Here is a 15,850-nt window from a genome sequence, read left to right as displayed (position 1 = left end):
AGGCATTGCTGCCTGACTCAAGTAGATCAGCCTCCGATATAGTCGGGGCGGTTCACTAGGGATATTGAAATTATAAAGTTTTACTATGGCTTAAATGAATCGCCTTGGCCTACATTAGAGGAAACAGCAAGTCGATTTAGTATTGGTACTAGAGAAAGAATTAGACAGTTACTTAATTCCAAGTTCAGAGAAAATGTCAGCAAACAATCTATTCCTTCTCTAAACAACTTTGTTAAATTATTACAGTCTAGAGAATTTTGGCTGCTTTCCGAGCTTGAAGAGGAAGTTTATAACTCTGGGCTAATCGAGACGGAAAGTCATTTAAAGGGAATATTTAATCTAATTACTGATATAAAGCTTGATTGTGGTTTCGAATTTTACACTCCAGCACTAAAGCTAGCAACAAGAAATTCTATTGTAACTAGCAAAAATATATTCTTGATTAGAAGCTCTAATGTCAAGAGTATCGGAAAGATGCTTAAAAAAGCACAAGATCTACCGGGTCGATGTGGTATTGCGAACTTAAATTATTTAAAGAAAGAACTTGGTCAATATTACTCACTCATTTCATTGCTAATTGAAAGCGCGCCTACGTCTTGGGTTCGCTTGATTGGCGATGATTACTGGTATATTTTTGAGAACAGAGATAATACCATTATCAACTATAGCGAGAAGGTTTTTAGTGTTATTGAATATTGTAACTCTACTAGATTGGCAGCAGCATATAGAAATGCATTAGAAGGAAGGAGCTACAAGTATGCTTACCCCCCTATAAAAATTATTCATGACTACTTAAGAAGTTCTGTCTATATGATTAACACTAATGATGGGCTAAAGTTCATAGGAGAAACTACAAAGCTTAATAAAATAGAGGAAGATTTAATATCTTTTTTTAACTATAGTCAAAACGCATCATTTTCTGATCTTGATAAACACTTAAATCAAAAAGGTTATGGAAGGCCACATATAATAAAAGCAATAAACTGTTCACCATTAATATATGTAGATAAGACTAAAGGTCGGAAACATTATGTATACACCCTAGTTGGCCATATGACTCCAGAACAGAATGATATTTCATATATAGATACGTATGAATTCTATCTTCGTAGACTAAGAGCTATTCTTGATACTGGAACGGATGAGACAAAAGAGCAGATAGTAAGAAAAGAACAACGCATACTACAAGAGTGGCTATTTAAAGATAAAACGCATGAAAACTGCGCTATTTGCGGACAACAGTTTAGCGTAAAAACCTTAGTTACTGCCCATAAAAAGCCTCGGTCAGATTGTAATGATGCAGAACGATTAGATCCATATATTGTAATGCCACTGTGTTTGATGGGGTGTGACTATCTTTATGAAAATATGTATATCTATATTGAAGGTGTTGAAATAAAGCGAGGTCTATCTTTACTGAACGCAAAGACTGAGTCCAAGTTTATTGAAAACCTTGTAGGTCGAACAGTTGATTCAAAATGGCTTTTAGGTAACCAGTCTTATTTCCGTTTGCCTAGAATGCTAGGATTAGTATAACTCCAGCTATCAGGTAAGTCCCATCACTTGCCATGACAATTAAGCAAAAAAAGCAGACATCATCGATATCTGCTTTTTTTGTTTACAAGTTACTCTTTAAATAACTATTAGCCCTGAGGCGTGATTAAGTACTTTTCACCAGTCGCTTGTTTGCCATAAGCTTTTATAGACGCTAATTGCAAGGCTTCTTCTAGCGTAACTTCGTGCGTATAGTGACTGGCAAATGTGGTGGTGATTTCCTCTGCAACACGCTTACGCATTGACTGAACCGTTTCAGCACCCAGCTTGCCAAGTGCATTGAACAGCAAGAAGCCATTCACACCCCAAGCAAAGCCAAAGTTACGATTGATGGTGATAGGGCCACGGTCTAAGGCACCATAAATATAGGCTTGTTTGAACGTGTCTGAGCCATAGACGCTGTACTCTTCTACATCACGGGTGATAGCCGCTTCCATGCAGTTTAGGATATCGCTGGTTAATTGACCGCCGCCGATGGGATCAAATGAAATGGTAGCACCTGTTTCGACAATCGCTGCAGTTAAGTCAGCAATAAACGTATCACTGCTTGAGTTGACCACATATTTTGCGCCCATGTCACGCAATAGCTTTTCTTGCTCTTCTTTACGCACGATATTGATTAAATCAATCCCATCGGCCATACAGATGCGGTTGAGCATTTGCCCAAGGCTGGACGCTGCTGCGGCATGAATGATGGCTTTGTGACCTTCAGCGCGCATGGTTTCGACCATCGCAAGTGAGGTGAGTGGGTTCACAAAAGATGACGCCGCCTCGGTGGCTGTCGTGCCGTCTTGCATCTCTATACAGCTTCTCACATTGACACAGTGATACTGACGATACGTGCCGCCACCAATCACAGCAACCATTTTGCCCATGAGTGCTTGCGCGGCTTCTGATGAGCCTGCGGCGATGACTGTACCAGCGCCTTCATTACCGACAGGCGTGTCTTTATTTACTCGCGTTTTGAGCGCTGGCATGACTTTCGCAGGCACATCAGCAGTAATGATTGGGCTATCATCTGTGCCTGACTGTACGGCGGTTGACATGTCAGCAGCACTGAACATTACGCCAAAGTCAGACGGGTTCAATGGCATGGCTTCCATGCGAACGACAACTTCGTCAGCACCGGGCTGCGGTATCTCGATGTCTTTTAAAGACAAGGTTAATTTGTTGTCATCACTGATGGTCGAAACCAGTTGTTTGTTTTTATCGGTCATGATTTTTTCTCCTATGAATGATGTTTGGCATCACTCACTATTGTTATCGTATGGGTGTTATTTTATTCTAAAAGCCATTATTTAGACTGGGCTGCCTGTATGTAAGCTTTTATGTGTGTCATAAATTCAGGCAGATTGGCGACGCGATCGGCCTCTATTTTTTGTGCAATGTCAGATTGACTCATGGTCTCGTTCCATTCTTTCATACCGGGTATCTCTGCCAGCACGTCCCAGTCAAGCTGGGTTGAGGCGCAGGCTTTGACGACGACGTTTACATAGTGCATATAGATGTCAGCCATCGTGAGCTCTTTACCAGCAATCCAAGGTGAAAACTGGCACAACTGGTTTAAGGCAGGAATCCCGCGGGCGAGCACTTGACGTACTTCTTGTTTGACAGCGTCAGGAGCTTCGGTGCCTGAAAACACATAAGGAATGAGGCGGCGGCTTGGCAATTCAAAATATAGCTCTGCTATTTTCATAATTTGACGAACGATCGCACGCTCAGTTGCTGACTCAGGATATAACGGTGTGTCAGGGTAGGTCTCTTCGATAAAGTCGCAAATGACACTCGACTCTGAAAGCGTCACGCCTTCATCTGTTGTGATAGCGGGCACTTTACCCACAGGACTGACAGTCAGTAACTTGTCGTTGTCAGTGAAGATAAGATGTTCTTTAAAGGGTATTTCTTTGTATAACAGCGCATGTTTGATGATGTTGTAATAGTTGCTTGCGGGAAAACCATGCAAAGTAATCATAAGTTATTGTTCCATTATGGATGTGAGTATTATTTTTAGTTGTCATGCTTAAGCTAAACATATTATTACTGTTTTTAATAAGGTGATATATAGGGTAAATCGCGAATCAATATTGCTTTTAAGACAATAATAAAGTCAAAATACTTAGCAATTGATACAGATATGTTGGAAAATTGACTATTTAGTGAATGGAGATAGGTTTTGGATCAGCTACGGGCGATACGATATTTTAGTAAAGTGGTCGAGACAGGTAGTTTTAGCAAAGCGGCGAAGGTATTTGGTGTGCCACCATCCTCATTATCAAGACGAGTTTCTGATTTAGAAAAGAGTTTGGGCGCGACATTGTTAAAACGTTCGACTCGAATCGTCAAACTGACAGAAGTAGGGCAGGTCTACTACAACGATGTGCAACACATATTGAATCAGCTTGAGCAAAGCGAAGAGACGGTACGTAGCTACCAAACAACGCCTATGGGGCGACTACGCATCAGCTCGATGGTGGGTTTTGGTGAGAAGATATTGCTGCCTTTATTGGACGAATTTAGTGCGTTGTATCCCCAAATTGTTCTAGATGTCAGTTTAAGTGATGAGCTATCCACCCTTGGCCGCGATGATGTCGATATTGCCATTCGCGGTGGCTATGCGCCAAATGAGCGTGTGCTTGCCATACGGCTGATGGATAATGGCTTTATCCCTGTCGCGTCACCGAGCTATCTGGCAACCCATGGCACACCGAACCATGTGTCAGAGTTAAGAGAGCACATGGGGCTATATTTTAAGACACCAACAGGAATCACGCCTTGGCTGTGTCATATCGATGGTCAATGGCAGGATGTCTCAGGCTCAGCGGTCGCCATCTCAAACAATGGGTCGTGGCTGGCAAAAAAAGCCTGCGCGGGTGAAGGTATATTGATGTCCACGCGGTGGGCATTGGCAGGATATCTTGCGTCAGGCGCGTTGCAAGAGCTGACGTTTGAGCATAGATTAGCGATAACGCAACACGCAGATATGGCGGTGTATCTGTTATATCAAAAACAGCGTTATTCAGTACCCAAAATAAAAGCGGCCGTAGACTTTTTGGTAGAGAGAATAAAAGTGATTAGCCATTAATAAGCGCTGACGAATAAAGTCGAAAATCATTTATAAGCTTCTATAAGCTTCTATAAGCTTCATTTAATATATGCGTACCTAGGTAGGGCTAGGTTCAAGAATTAATAGAGATGAGCAATTTCCGGTACACTTCTTCATGTGACATGTTACGTAGATAAGAATTTGATCACCAATAAAGCAACAGACTTCATTAGTAATTCACACTAATAGTAACTATGTCAGAGTAGGTATCAGGCTTGAAGTCAGCGCTAGGAACAGTAGCGTAGACGCTTTTGTTTTGAGCGGTACCAATTCCAGTACCCGTTACTCCATTTCCCAAGTTTGTAGAGGTAGCAGTGTTTCCCCATGGCGTTCCACTAAGATCAGGGGTAGAACGCAGTTGATAACGAACCAGATCTGAGTTACCACCACTTCCTTTCATAACACCCGCCCCATCTTTATTACCATTGGAAGGCGCCAAGCCAATATTGTATACCGTACCATTTGTACAAGTTAGATTAATAGGGTTAGTACCTTTGCTCTCAATATTATTAGCACTGGATGGCGTATTACCAAAATCTATATTACTTTTGGAATTAATCAAGCATTTGGTAGGAGCATTGGCTTGAACATAGAATGTATTCATACGTTGATTGGGTGTAACTCCAGGACCTGATCCTGATGATGAGGCGCAATTACCATTTATACCTGCTACAGACGTCACAAGTGTATCGTTAATATTAAAGTTGAGTTTATAATATCCAGCGCTCTTTCCGCTCTGGTTTGGAGGAATAGCCGCATAAATTGTTAGCGTATCTGCCTGTGTAGCACCACCTACTACTGTAACGTTGATGCTAGCTGGTACTGGAGTTGATCCGTTTGCCATAGACCCCCAAATATTACTATATCCGCTATCTTTATAAAGCTGGAAAGGCAGATTTGTAGAGTCACCTGGCGATATATTCGGTAGCAGTGGCATCGCCCTCGGATTGATTCCTGCACTACCAATGTTTAAGCAGAGTGTCAGGGACTGTGGGGCATCTCCTGTATTTTTGCAGGAGTAACTTACTGTACCTGTCGTTGTGAAAGTATTACTAGTGAGGAGGTCAATAGAACCAAATTCGATATTGCTTATGGATGCTGAGCATGTGACGATTGGCGCTGCCTGCACTGTTCCCATCATTAACCACAATGCAATCAACATAAAAAGTAAACTGTAACGCCATTGGAACGTCTTTATTTGCAATCGTTGCATTAGTTTTGTACCTTCTGGCAGTTGAGGGGGCCGAGTAATGGAATCTCATCACCCTTCTTATAATAGTCAAAACTGACAGTGCAGATGTCACCAGAGGGATTAATTATCTCTAGCACATTATGCTCATCCAGCGTATCCAGATATACCTCACCATCAAAACCAATGATAGTCGGTGGCACAGCCATGTTGGTGAGCTGTCGTACTTGACTGCCTAATGGCAGAGGCTGATTACTACTATCTATAAGAATAATGGAAGCAGAGCGTACTGGTGTAATAGCAAAGTTTACCAAGGTACCAGCGCGGTCAGTTGGTGTGGCTTCAATATTCACTTTGTCAATCCGCAAGTCAGCAGGCAAATCCATAGGATTAATACCGATTTTATTGCTTTGGTAAGCATTCAGTGGCGACACCAGTAACAAGCCACGGCTATTTGTAGTACCGATTGGACTGTTTTGTAGGAGTACGGGCACATTAGCGATACCGTCAGTAGAGACTACGGCAAAACCACTGTTGATTTGGCGGGTTGGAAATAACCCTCCACCCATCATGACGAGTGAGCCTGTGCCACTGGCATATGTAGCGTAACTGTCATCGTTGACGCTGACACCCGCTTGTACTCGGCCATAGCGACCAAGGTAACTTAATTCTGCCAATCCATCGTTACTGTCACTTCTACTGGAATTACTATCTAAGCTATTGTCTATAATGTGTCTTGCTTGCGCGCGCCAGTTTATGCCGCCTGAATTTGGTGCTGAATGTGAAATATCAGCCACAAATACATCACGCTCGTCTGTGTGCTGAATACTGCTATTCATTGAAACATTACGATCTAAAGAGAATGAAGCGCCTATAGAAGCACTGCTATTAGCAGAGTCATCGAGGTCTTGATTAAGATTAGCGCTCAAGCTTAGACGTTGGCCAAAGGACCTACTCCAATATGCACTGGCGAACTGTGTAGTTTCCTGATCAGTAAGTGAGACTTGGTTATAGCTCATGCCAAAACTACCTAAAGATTGAGTACTATAACCTGACGATATCTGCTCACTGCGGCGAACGGGTACAGATCCGTACTGACTGCCTACATCACGGTAAGTCCCTTTCGTGCCTGTGGCACTGGCGCCGATATTAAAGCGACTGTTATTCCATGTGTAGCTTGTGCTGTATTGGGCGCCATTTTGCCCTTGACTCTCACTGCCCGCTAACGAGGCAAATAAAACACCGCCTGCGCGGCCTAATAACCAAGTACCGCCGATTCCTGCATTACTCAGACCATTGGTTACTTCGGCATGGGTTTCTGCAGTAAAGCGTTTACTCACCCCATAACGCCAAGTGCCGCTGGCAGCAATATTATTACCGTAATCAAAGGACTTACTACCATATTTTTCGCGAACGGCACCCAGCTCTACCGACCAGTCGGAAAGCCCAGGCTGTAGCAAACGATGGGCGTCATATAAAGAGAACTCAAGCGTAGTGCTTTGCCCTAATGCATCGGTAACTACCAACTGAGCATCGCCTGCGCCACTAAAGCTAGGAGCCGTCTGTAACTCAAACGGTCCAATGGGTACGTCACCGCTATATTGCTTAAGGCCATTCACATACAGCTCTACTGCTGAGGGCAAAGTGGCAGAACCAAAAAATGAAGGCAATGGAGTGGTTGTCATATAAGGCTGTAAATCAAAATTAGTACCAAGCTGTAGACCACCTAAGCGCGTAGAGCGTGTCCATGACAGTGCGCCTGTGAGGATGTCACCAGCACGAACCGTAAGCAGCTTATCAGGGAATGATTTACTCCAATTGGTATCCAAACGCACAGTGCGGCCATCCCAATCTTTGTCATTATTACTGTTACTATTGCCAGTAGAGTAAGTAGCTGTGGTCAATGCCGTAGAACTTAGTACACCAAGAGCACTAAACGCACGCAGCTCTGTAAAAGCACTTAGGTTTTTAGCATTATTTTGGGTTTGGCTACCATAGATATTATAATTCAATAACATGCCTGGCGATGCAGTGGGTTGTGGGCGCTGATTACTGCGTGTGTTACGTACAGTGGTATCTAGATTGAGCAAACTTAGCGGTGCGATAAGGCTCAGCGTTTGCCGCCGTGCATCATAATCAACCTTGAGGTCAGGCAGGCTATTTAACGGTATAGGTTCGATGTTATCAGACGGTACAATAAAGCCAAGCTGTTGCAACACATTAGCGTTGGCCCAAAGTTGGTCTTCACGGTAAATAAAATGTACCAAACCAGAACTGGTTTGATTAAGAGTGACATCTAAATACAGATCGAGAACAGATTCATTATCTTCAGTGTTATAACTGTCTAAGCTGAGCTGAGCCTGCCTAATATTATCAATGATTGTAGAGGAAATATCTTTGGAGGCAAGCTTATTTGGTTCAACAGCATGGCTGAGAGAGGTAGTCATACTTTGTAATAAAACTGCTTCAGCGAATACTATTGTCCAGTATAACGTCCTGCATCGTCTGATTACCATTGATCGTTACCTTGAACTTACCGGCTATCGCACCCTTTTTTAGAGCGGATGGCGGTATTTTCAGTGTCCAGTTCATAGTGGTATCTGGTAAAACATAACCCAGTAAACCTTGATGTATATTAACGCTATTGCCCGCAGCATCTATAATGCTCAGGTCAATCAATTTGGCATGGCCATTTCCGCTATTGCTGACTCGTAATGTTATTTGCTTGCCATCTGGTTGCAAGCTATAACGCCATTGCAATTGTGAATCAGTTTTGACAATGTCAACTGGCTGCACAAATACAGGTAAAGAGTAGCTTAGCGCAAATTGCAAGCCTGTCTTTTGAGTAGCAGATTTAATAGGTAACTCATTAACCAAAATTCGATAGCTATCTTCCACTGCCCCAGCGCCTTGTGGCGGTGCCTTGGCACGGATAACTCGAACCAGTTGTTTGTCACCAGGGTTGAGCTTAATCATTGGCGGACTGGCCAATAATCCTCGTGAGGGCGTGAGCTGATCGCCTGTTTCATCCTGTGACCACTGATAAATGCGCACTTGCGCACTTATCGCTTCGTCACTTGAGTTACTAAGGGTCAGGCCACTGGCGTTTTCTCTAGCTTGTAAGCTTAAGGAGGTGGGAGAGACCTGTAGGCCACTCGCCATTGCTCCACTACCAAATAATAAGCTAGAGACAACAGTAGATCTCGCAACACGGTGTAACCAGAGACTTAACATGGAAATTAATAGGCTACAGAAATATTGATAGTATCTGTATAAGAACCAGGGGTAACGTCGGCTGCGTCAGTTACTGTGAGAAATATAGGAGTAGAGATGGCGGTAGCATAATTTTCGAATTCTGCGGTCTTAACTGGAGTAGTAGTACCCCAAGCGTCACCAAGAGCTGAAACAGAAGTCAATTTATATGCAACCAATTCACCTGCTTCACTTTTTAAGTTTCCAGTACCGTCGAGGCTAGTGGTTGATGCAGGTGTCAAACCGATAGTAGCAACAGAACCTTTAGAGCAGTTTAGTATAAGCGCGGTTTCTGCTGTTACATCTGTAGTCGCTGTACCTGCTTCAGTCGCTGCAAGTATAATATCTGTAGGGGCTGCATCTACAGTACATATTGATTCAACTTCCATACTAACGCCAAAACTACTTGAGGTAGGACTCTCAGCATTCGCAGACAGAGCAGTGAATCCACCAATAGTAATTAATGTAGCGGTCATTAAAGATTTTTTAAATTGCATGGTAAAGCTCCAAGGGTTAGATTTATTAGTGTTTCGATCATGTGAAGTCCAACACGCAGATGAACACTGAACTTCATCATGCTATAAAGCTAAAATCACATCTTCTGGCAACTTAGAACTCACTGGCATAGTGTATCCACTTAAGGATAATAATTTATACATAGCCTATAACAAACTATATACAATCTGAAACTATATACCAAAATATGTATGTATATTGTAACACATTTTGAGTACATATGCTCACTGAACTTCCAATTAGACTCAATAATAGACTAATAAACCACTCAAAATAGACCGGTATAATGGGACTATTTATATAAAACCAGTTTGGACACCAATACGACAAGTGGTAATCAAAGGTTTTATTTGATTATTTAAATTCAAGAAATGAAAAAAACTACGGTTCATTGTGGTTTTAGAGCTGGTATTTGATTTTTATCAAACATTAGAACAATCAGAGTATTTACTACTATTTAGAAAACTCCTTTTTCATCCAATTGATTTAAAATCATCACTTCGATTTTATCTTTAATTGCGATCAAATCGAGCCTGAAAGCATCTACTTGCTCGTTTAGTTTTTCTTCATATTCTTCGGGTACACGATAGGCTCTAACCTCTTCTATCGTTATCAATCGTTCTCTCAGAGAGTTTTTGATTACCCCAAGCTCATAAACTGATAATTCCTTATCATTACTCATTGCTTACTTCTTTTTTGAAGGATTAAAGGGGAGGGAGAGGCATTACAGAACTATGATACTTACTACATTGAAATAAGGTGAATGGTCAGTGTTTAATTTTAGGTCGGCAATATAATAGAAGTATGATGGGTAAGTCAATTTTTATATTGCAATATATAGCGTTATAACCCTTTTTTATTTAAATACAAGGAAAGTTAGCGGATAATAATGGCAATGTTTCAGCGACTGCAAGGCAGCTAGGCAAGCTTATCGGCACTAAGCAATATAATATTCGCCAAATACAGTTGATGAAGCATGTTTTTATCAAGGATAATCAGAAAACATTTAGAATCACTGCATGTGTTACGTATTAAATGTTAATTTATCAAGCTATTACAACTGGATAAATCGTGGTATCAGTGATCAGCAGATTCATCGCAATTAGTGTGAGCTGCTAGTTCGCGTGGCTCATGATGAAACTAAACAGCACTATGGCTGTGAGCGATTGCATGCTCATCTTGCAGAGCAAGGCCATCATATCAGTCAATACATGGTCAGAAGTATCAAAGATACAGTACGGTATTACTTGCCGTCGTCACAAGCGCTTTAAAATCACTACTAACTTTAATAATGAAGCGTGGGTCAGCGACATCACCTATATCTGGACAAATGAGAGCTGGTTGTACTTAGCAGGGGTTAAAAACTTATACACCAAAGAGCTAGTTTACCAAGCTACCAACAGTCGAATGATAAGGAATTTGGTTGTTAGGCGATGATGAGACTACTAATGACTTTATGAACAGGTAATACGCATTATAATTAGACAATTATTAACCAAGCTTAATAAGGATTGACCATATAATTATAATCTTATGAAGTTAATGTCAGGCAGCTCTAGTTTAACGGGCACCTACCTAGAGCTAGGTTCACGAATTATTAGAGATCATTAGCTATAAAAAAATGCTCTATCGTAAGGAGTAAAATAAATGATTCATGAGCCTTTCAAAAATCATAGCTTTTCAGACGTTATGACAAATGATTTGAGCACAAAAAAGCCACCTGGCATCTTCCCAAAAATAGTATAACTACTTATCTCGCCGAATTATTTAATTTATAAATTAAACCCGTACGATTATTAACTTGTTTTTTCTCATACATATTTCTCAAATGTTTCTTTACAGTATTAACAGTAATAAATAACTGATTTGCAATTTCTATATTCGAGTATCCTTTTACAATCAACCGATAAATTTCCAACTCTCTGTTAGAAAGTATGGTTTTAGGTTCCGCGTCCGAATTAACTAGCACATTAACAGTGGCAATTTCTTTGATGCGCATCGAATTTATAACTAAGTGCTGCATATGTGTAGATAGTGTCTGTAGAACTGCTTTATCATTTCTCGTAAAAACCCTTTCTCCTTTAAATCTGACAAATCCTATTCCTGCATAAATAGCAGTTGCAGTAGAAAGATACATAACCATCTGATCAATTATTTCATGACGCTCGATAAACTTATGATAAGAGGAGCTTAACAGCTGTTTTGGCGTTGCCATCTCTCCTATTAGATATACAGACTCTTTGCTACCTCCTAAATTGGACAAATGCTTTTTAGGATGCATCACATCATTCATGTTGTGAGTCTCTTTATAGTCAAGAATCAGTTGTTCGCTGAAATTATAGAACTTCAAGCTATGCATATCACACTTTTCGTCTGCATGCCAAAGTAACGAATGATGGAATTGAAAAAACTCAGAAAATAACGGTTGAATCTGCTTGTGATCGGAGAGAGAGCCATTAATAAAATGTATGATGTTCCGATAATCTGCTTTCTTTAAATTCATAATTCATCCTCACATCTTGTTCTAAGGATACAAGTTTGCTCGTTAATATCGATGCTTCCAGTGCAAAAGAGCTAAAAAACTATCTTTTAAAATTATCCTTTTAGGTAATATACAGTAGCTTGATAATTTGGAATGATAGGTTTCAACATTCATGCTACAGAGCTTAAGACAAGGAAGTCAAATGAAGACAACAGGTTTTATTTACGATGAAAGCTATTTCTGGCACGATAACGGCTCAGGTGCATTGCATTTAGCGTCAGGTGGTTACGTACAAAGTCACGTATACGGAGAAGATCCTGAAACGAAAAGACGTTTTAAAAACTTGATGGATATTTGTGGTTTGACTCCTCAGTTGGAGTCGATAGCTCCGGAACGCGCTACAAGAGAAGATATTGAACTATTTCACCTGCCAAGCTATATTGATAAAGTGAAAGAATTGAGTGACGCAAACGGTGGTGATGCAGGACAAATTGCTATTGTGGGTAGAGGCTCTTATGAAATTGCTCTCCTATCTGCAGGTGGAGCAATGACTGCTGTGGATTTTGTCATGGATGGAAATGTGCAAAACGTTTACGCATTAACAAGACCACCAGGCCATCATGCTGAAGCACAAGAAGGCATGGGATTTTGCTTATTTAATAATGTAGCAATCGCAGCAAAGCATGCTAAACGAAAATATAATTTAGAGCGTATTCTTGTACTTGATTGGGATGTCCACCATGGTAATGGTACAGAACAGGCATTTTACGAGGATGACAGCACATTATTCATCTCACTACATCAAGATCGCTTATTCCCTGCCGAGCGCGGTTATGTTGAGCATACCGGTGAAGGCAAAGGTGAAGGCTATAATGTCAATATCCCATTGCCAGCTGGTACTGGGAACGCTGGATATATGAATGCATTTGAGAAGATTGTTGGTCCAATTGTTGATCAGTTTAAACCTGAGCTTATCATAATATCCGCAGGACAAGATCCAAACTTCTTCGATCCATTAGCGCGAATGATGGTGACAGCAGACGGTTTCGGACGCTTTGCAAATTTTATGAAAAATCTTGCTGAAAAACATTGTGATGGCCGTCTAGTATTGTGTCATGAAGGAGGATACAGCGCTGCATACGTTCCTTTCTGCTCATTGGCTATTGTAGAAGCAATAAGCGGAATAAAAACAGATGTAGAAGATCCATTCATGGAAGGCTTCGGTTGTCCAGTTGAGACGTTATTTCCTCATGAAGAAGATGCAGTTCAAGCAGTAATTAAAGAGCAATCAAAATACTGGAAATTTGGATAATGCAATATCTTCTTATGTTCACTTGGTCCTAAAATATATATGTTATTAGTGCGTATATAGATTGCTCTATAATGAAGAAGTCGTTGTAAAAATTGGTAAGTATTCGATTTATTTTATTTATTAGAGGCCTTATAGTTAGTATGATTATCGAGTTATTAACTGTAAAAACTATAATTTTCCTTTAATATATTAATTTTATTTTTTTAAAATATTTATTTATATAAATAGATGATGCTTTCTAATTCACTTCGGAAAGCAACTTATTTGGTGCTTAGCGATATTTTAATGCTGCAAATGGAATTCAGCAATATAGTCAAACAAAAACAACCAAGGAGAGGGATTTTATGACTACTCAAAAATTAGACAATGAGTTGTCCGCAAGCCAACAAGTCACTAATTGGCTGCAAGATTTTGATCAAGCTTTGAAGACGAAAAATATAGACAAAGCAGTTGAGTGTTTTGAAACAGAAGGTTACTGGCGTGATTTAGTCTCATTTACTTGGAATATAAAAACGTTAGAGGGGCAAGATGACATTAAAGATATGCTTTCACATACCTTGGAAACTACTGAGCCGTATGAATGGCAGCTTGATGGAGAAGCAGTAGAAAGTGATGGTGTAGTAGAGGCTTGGATTAGCTTCAACACTAAAGTAGCTAGAGGATACGGCCACTTGCGCTTGCGTGATGGTAAAGCTTGGACGTTATTAACCACTATGACTGAGCTTAAAGATTTCCCAGAAAAGCGTAAGAAATTACGCTCAAAAGGTGCTGAGCATGGTGTTAATCCTGATCGTTTAACATGGCAGGAAAAACGTGAGCTTGAAGAAAAAAATCTTGGCTACAGCGATCAACCTTATTGCTTGGTTATTGGTGGCGGACAGGGTGGTATAGGTCTAGGAGCGCGCTTACGACAACTTGAGGTTCCTACAATTATCATTGATAAACAACCGAGGCCTGGTGATACGTGGCGTAACCGTTATAAATCGTTATGTTTACATGATCCTGTATGGTACGACCACATGCCATATATTCCTTTTCCTGAAAACTGGCCAGTATTCACGCCAAAAGACAAGGTTGGTGATTGGCTAGAAATGTACACTAAGATTATGGAGTTAAACTACTGGGGGTCAACTGAGTGTATCAGTGCTGCTTTCGATGAAGAATTACAGCAGTGGAATGTAGAGGTTAATAGAGCAGGTGAACGTTTAGTCTTACATCCTAAACAGTTAGTTTTAGCTACTGGTATGTCAGGATTACCAAACGTCCCTGAAATTCCTGGTATGGAAGATTTTGCTGGAGAGCAACAGCACTCTAGCCAACACCCAGGCGGTGAAGCTTATCGAGATAAAAAATGTGTTGTGTTAGGTGCCAATAACTCGGCGCATGATATTTGTGCCGCCCTTTGGGAAAACGGTGCAGATGTCACTATGATACAAAGATCATCGACTCATATTATTAAATCAAATACGTTGATGGATGAAGTGTTAGGGGGTTTGTACTCAGAAGAAGCCGTTGAAAACGGAATAACCACCTATAAAGCAGATCTGACTTTTGGTTCTATTCCTTTTAAAATTATGCCGCAATTTCATGAGCCTGTTTATCGTAAAGTCGCCGATTTAGATGCTGATTTTTATAAAAGACTAACCGATGCAGGCTTCATGCTCGACTTTGGGGAAGATCATACTGGTCTTTTTATGAAATACTTACGCCGAGGCTCTGGTTACTATATCGATGTAGGTGCTTCTGAACTTGTCGCAGAAGGTAAGATAAAGCTTAAACCCAAAGTAGGTATTGATCATATTAAATCTCATTCAGTGGTACTAACTGATGGCACAGAACTAGAAGCTGATCTAATTGTATATGCCACTGGATATGGCTCCATGAATGGTTGGGCAGCCAAAATAATTTCACAAGAAGTGGCCGATAAAGTCGGTAAGTGTTGGGGCATGGGCTCAGATACAGCTAAAGACCCAGGCCCTTGGGAAGGTGAATTAAGAAATATGTGGAAACCAACGCAACAACAGGCATTATGGTTCCATGGTGGTAACTTACATCAGTCTCGACATTATTCTCAATACTTGTCGCTGCAGCTTAAAGCCAGAATGGAGGGTATAGAGACCCCAGTTTATGGTTTGCAAGAAGTTCATCACTTAGAATAAGTTTAATATTACTGCTGTGAGTAGCTTATAAAAAATTATAAATTTGATGGCCATACTGGTTTTGCTCAGTATGGCCATTTTTGTATTAGGCCGTGTCATCAATTAGTATGGCTTATTCTGATATAAGCCATACTAATTATATGTATAGCAAACAGATTCAGTTAATGTTTACCATAGTGAAGATTGTAATGATTACTTGGACATGAAATGTACATTACATTTGAGCGGCTATTAACTAAACTGACTAGTTATTTATGATATAAACATAATCCCATGAACTTAA

Annotated in this window: 12 protein-coding genes and 1 pseudogene; 5 read left to right on the top strand and 8 right to left on the bottom strand. The window is 40.6% G+C overall.

What is annotated here, in order from left to right:
• The first annotated feature begins 474 nt into the window (after positions 1-474).
• Positions 475-1,536, top strand: coding sequence for a hypothetical protein (locus tag JFC10_RS03255; RefSeq protein WP_198331642.1), 1,062 nt, complete (start codon positions 475-477; stop codon positions 1,534-1,536).
• A gap of 107 nt (positions 1,537-1,643) precedes the next feature.
• Here JFC10_RS03255 and JFC10_RS03250 read toward each other — a convergent pair whose 3' ends face one another.
• Both JFC10_RS03250 and JFC10_RS03245 read right to left on the bottom strand, forming a co-directional pair.
• On the bottom strand, positions 1,644-2,771 hold the full coding sequence (locus tag JFC10_RS03250; protein WP_198331641.1) for a zinc-binding dehydrogenase: 1,128 nt from the start codon (positions 2,769-2,771) through the stop codon (positions 1,644-1,646).
• A 77-nt stretch (positions 2,772-2,848) separates the two neighbouring features.
• Positions 2,849-3,526, bottom strand: a complete 678-nt coding sequence (locus JFC10_RS03245) for a glutathione S-transferase family protein (protein ID WP_198331640.1) — start codon at positions 3,524-3,526, stop codon at positions 2,849-2,851.
• 201 nt (positions 3,527-3,727) lie between these two features.
• On the opposite strand from JFC10_RS03245, the gene JFC10_RS03240 reads away from it, so the two are divergent.
• Positions 3,728-4,636, top strand: a complete 909-nt coding sequence (locus tag JFC10_RS03240) for a LysR family transcriptional regulator (protein WP_198331639.1) — start codon at positions 3,728-3,730, stop codon at positions 4,634-4,636.
• Positions 4,637-4,826: 190 nt separating this feature from the next.
• On the opposite strand, the gene JFC10_RS03235 is transcribed toward JFC10_RS03240, so the two are convergent.
• The 5 genes from JFC10_RS03235 to JFC10_RS03215 form a co-directional block, all read right to left on the bottom strand.
• Positions 4,827-5,870, bottom strand: coding sequence for a Csu type fimbrial protein (locus JFC10_RS03235; protein WP_198331638.1), 1,044 nt, complete (start codon positions 5,868-5,870; stop codon positions 4,827-4,829).
• Complete coding sequence (locus tag JFC10_RS03230) at positions 5,870-8,293, bottom strand: fimbria/pilus outer membrane usher protein (RefSeq protein ID WP_227685976.1); 2,424 nt, start codon at positions 8,291-8,293, stop codon at positions 5,870-5,872. Before JFC10_RS03230 ends, JFC10_RS03235 begins: the two co-directional genes overlap by 1 nt.
• A 19-nt stretch (positions 8,294-8,312) precedes the next feature.
• Positions 8,313-9,080: a fimbrial biogenesis chaperone gene (locus tag JFC10_RS03225; protein ID WP_198331636.1), complete on the bottom strand. Its 768-nt coding sequence runs from the start codon at positions 9,078-9,080 to the stop codon at positions 8,313-8,315.
• Positions 9,081-9,085: 5 nt separating this feature from the next.
• Positions 9,086-9,595 carry a spore coat protein U domain-containing protein gene (locus JFC10_RS03220; protein WP_198331635.1) on the bottom strand — a complete coding sequence of 170 codons (510 nt, stop codon included), beginning with the start codon at positions 9,593-9,595 and terminating at the stop codon, positions 9,086-9,088.
• Positions 9,596-10,071: 476 nt separating this feature from the next.
• Positions 10,072-10,296, bottom strand: coding sequence for a hypothetical protein (locus JFC10_RS03215; protein ID WP_198331634.1), 225 nt, complete (start codon positions 10,294-10,296; stop codon positions 10,072-10,074).
• Positions 10,297-10,478: 182 nt separating this feature from the next.
• Here JFC10_RS03215 and JFC10_RS14855 point away from each other — a divergent pair.
• Positions 10,479-11,045, top strand: a pseudogene (locus tag JFC10_RS14855) (IS3 family transposase); the annotation flags it as partial.
• A gap of 319 nt (positions 11,046-11,364) precedes the next feature.
• On the opposite strand, the gene JFC10_RS03205 reads toward JFC10_RS14855, so the two are convergent.
• On the bottom strand, positions 11,365-12,117 hold the full coding sequence (locus JFC10_RS03205) for a helix-turn-helix transcriptional regulator (protein ID WP_198331632.1): 753 nt from the start codon (positions 12,115-12,117) through the stop codon (positions 11,365-11,367).
• 181 nt (positions 12,118-12,298) lie between these two features.
• On the opposite strand from JFC10_RS03205, the gene JFC10_RS03200 reads away from it, so the two are divergent.
• Together JFC10_RS03200 and JFC10_RS03195 are read left to right on the top strand one after the other, a co-directional pair.
• Complete coding sequence (locus tag JFC10_RS03200) at positions 12,299-13,408, top strand: class II histone deacetylase (protein ID WP_198331631.1); 1,110 nt, start codon at positions 12,299-12,301, stop codon at positions 13,406-13,408.
• 344 nt (positions 13,409-13,752) lie between these two features.
• Positions 13,753-15,567 (top strand): NAD(P)/FAD-dependent oxidoreductase, encoded by a 1,815-nt coding sequence (locus JFC10_RS03195; RefSeq protein WP_198331630.1) that lies wholly within the window; start codon positions 13,753-13,755, stop codon positions 15,565-15,567.
• The last annotated feature ends 283 nt before the right edge of the window (positions 15,568-15,850 follow it).

This window comes from Psychrobacter aquimaris, from assembly GCF_016107525.1.
Classification (GTDB): Bacteria; Pseudomonadota; Gammaproteobacteria; order Pseudomonadales; family Moraxellaceae; genus Psychrobacter; species Psychrobacter aquimaris.
This window is presented reverse-complemented; position numbering and strand designations above follow the sequence as displayed.

Excerpts from the sequence above, each read along its gene's own strand:
- JFC10_RS03255 (WP_198331642.1), top strand. The coding sequence starts at position 475 with ATGCTTAAAAAAGCACAAGATCTACCGGGTCGATGTGGTATTGCGAAC.
- JFC10_RS03250 (WP_198331641.1), bottom strand. The coding sequence starts at position 2,771 with ATGACCGATAAAAACAAACAACTGGTTTCGACCATCAGTGATGACAAC.
- JFC10_RS03245 (WP_198331640.1), bottom strand. The coding sequence starts at position 3,526 with ATGATTACTTTGCATGGTTTTCCCGCAAGCAACTATTACAACATCATC.
- JFC10_RS03235 (WP_198331638.1), bottom strand. The coding sequence starts at position 5,870 with ATGCAACGATTGCAAATAAAGACGTTCCAATGGCGTTACAGTTTACTT.
- JFC10_RS03230 (WP_227685976.1), bottom strand. The coding sequence starts at position 8,293 with ATGACTACCTCTCTCAGCCATGCTGTTGAACCAAATAAGCTTGCCTCC.
- JFC10_RS03225 (WP_198331636.1), bottom strand. The coding sequence starts at position 9,080 with ATGTTAAGTCTCTGGTTACACCGTGTTGCGAGATCTACTGTTGTCTCT.
- JFC10_RS03220 (WP_198331635.1), bottom strand. The coding sequence starts at position 9,595 with ATGCAATTTAAAAAATCTTTAATGACCGCTACATTAATTACTATTGGT.
- JFC10_RS03215 (WP_198331634.1), bottom strand. The coding sequence starts at position 10,296 with ATGAGTAATGATAAGGAATTATCAGTTTATGAGCTTGGGGTAATCAAA.
- JFC10_RS03205 (WP_198331632.1), bottom strand. The coding sequence starts at position 12,117 with ATGAATTTAAAGAAAGCAGATTATCGGAACATCATACATTTTATTAAT.
- JFC10_RS03200 (WP_198331631.1), top strand. The coding sequence starts at position 12,299 with ATGAAGACAACAGGTTTTATTTACGATGAAAGCTATTTCTGGCACGAT.
- JFC10_RS03195 (WP_198331630.1), top strand. The coding sequence starts at position 13,753 with ATGACTACTCAAAAATTAGACAATGAGTTGTCCGCAAGCCAACAAGTC.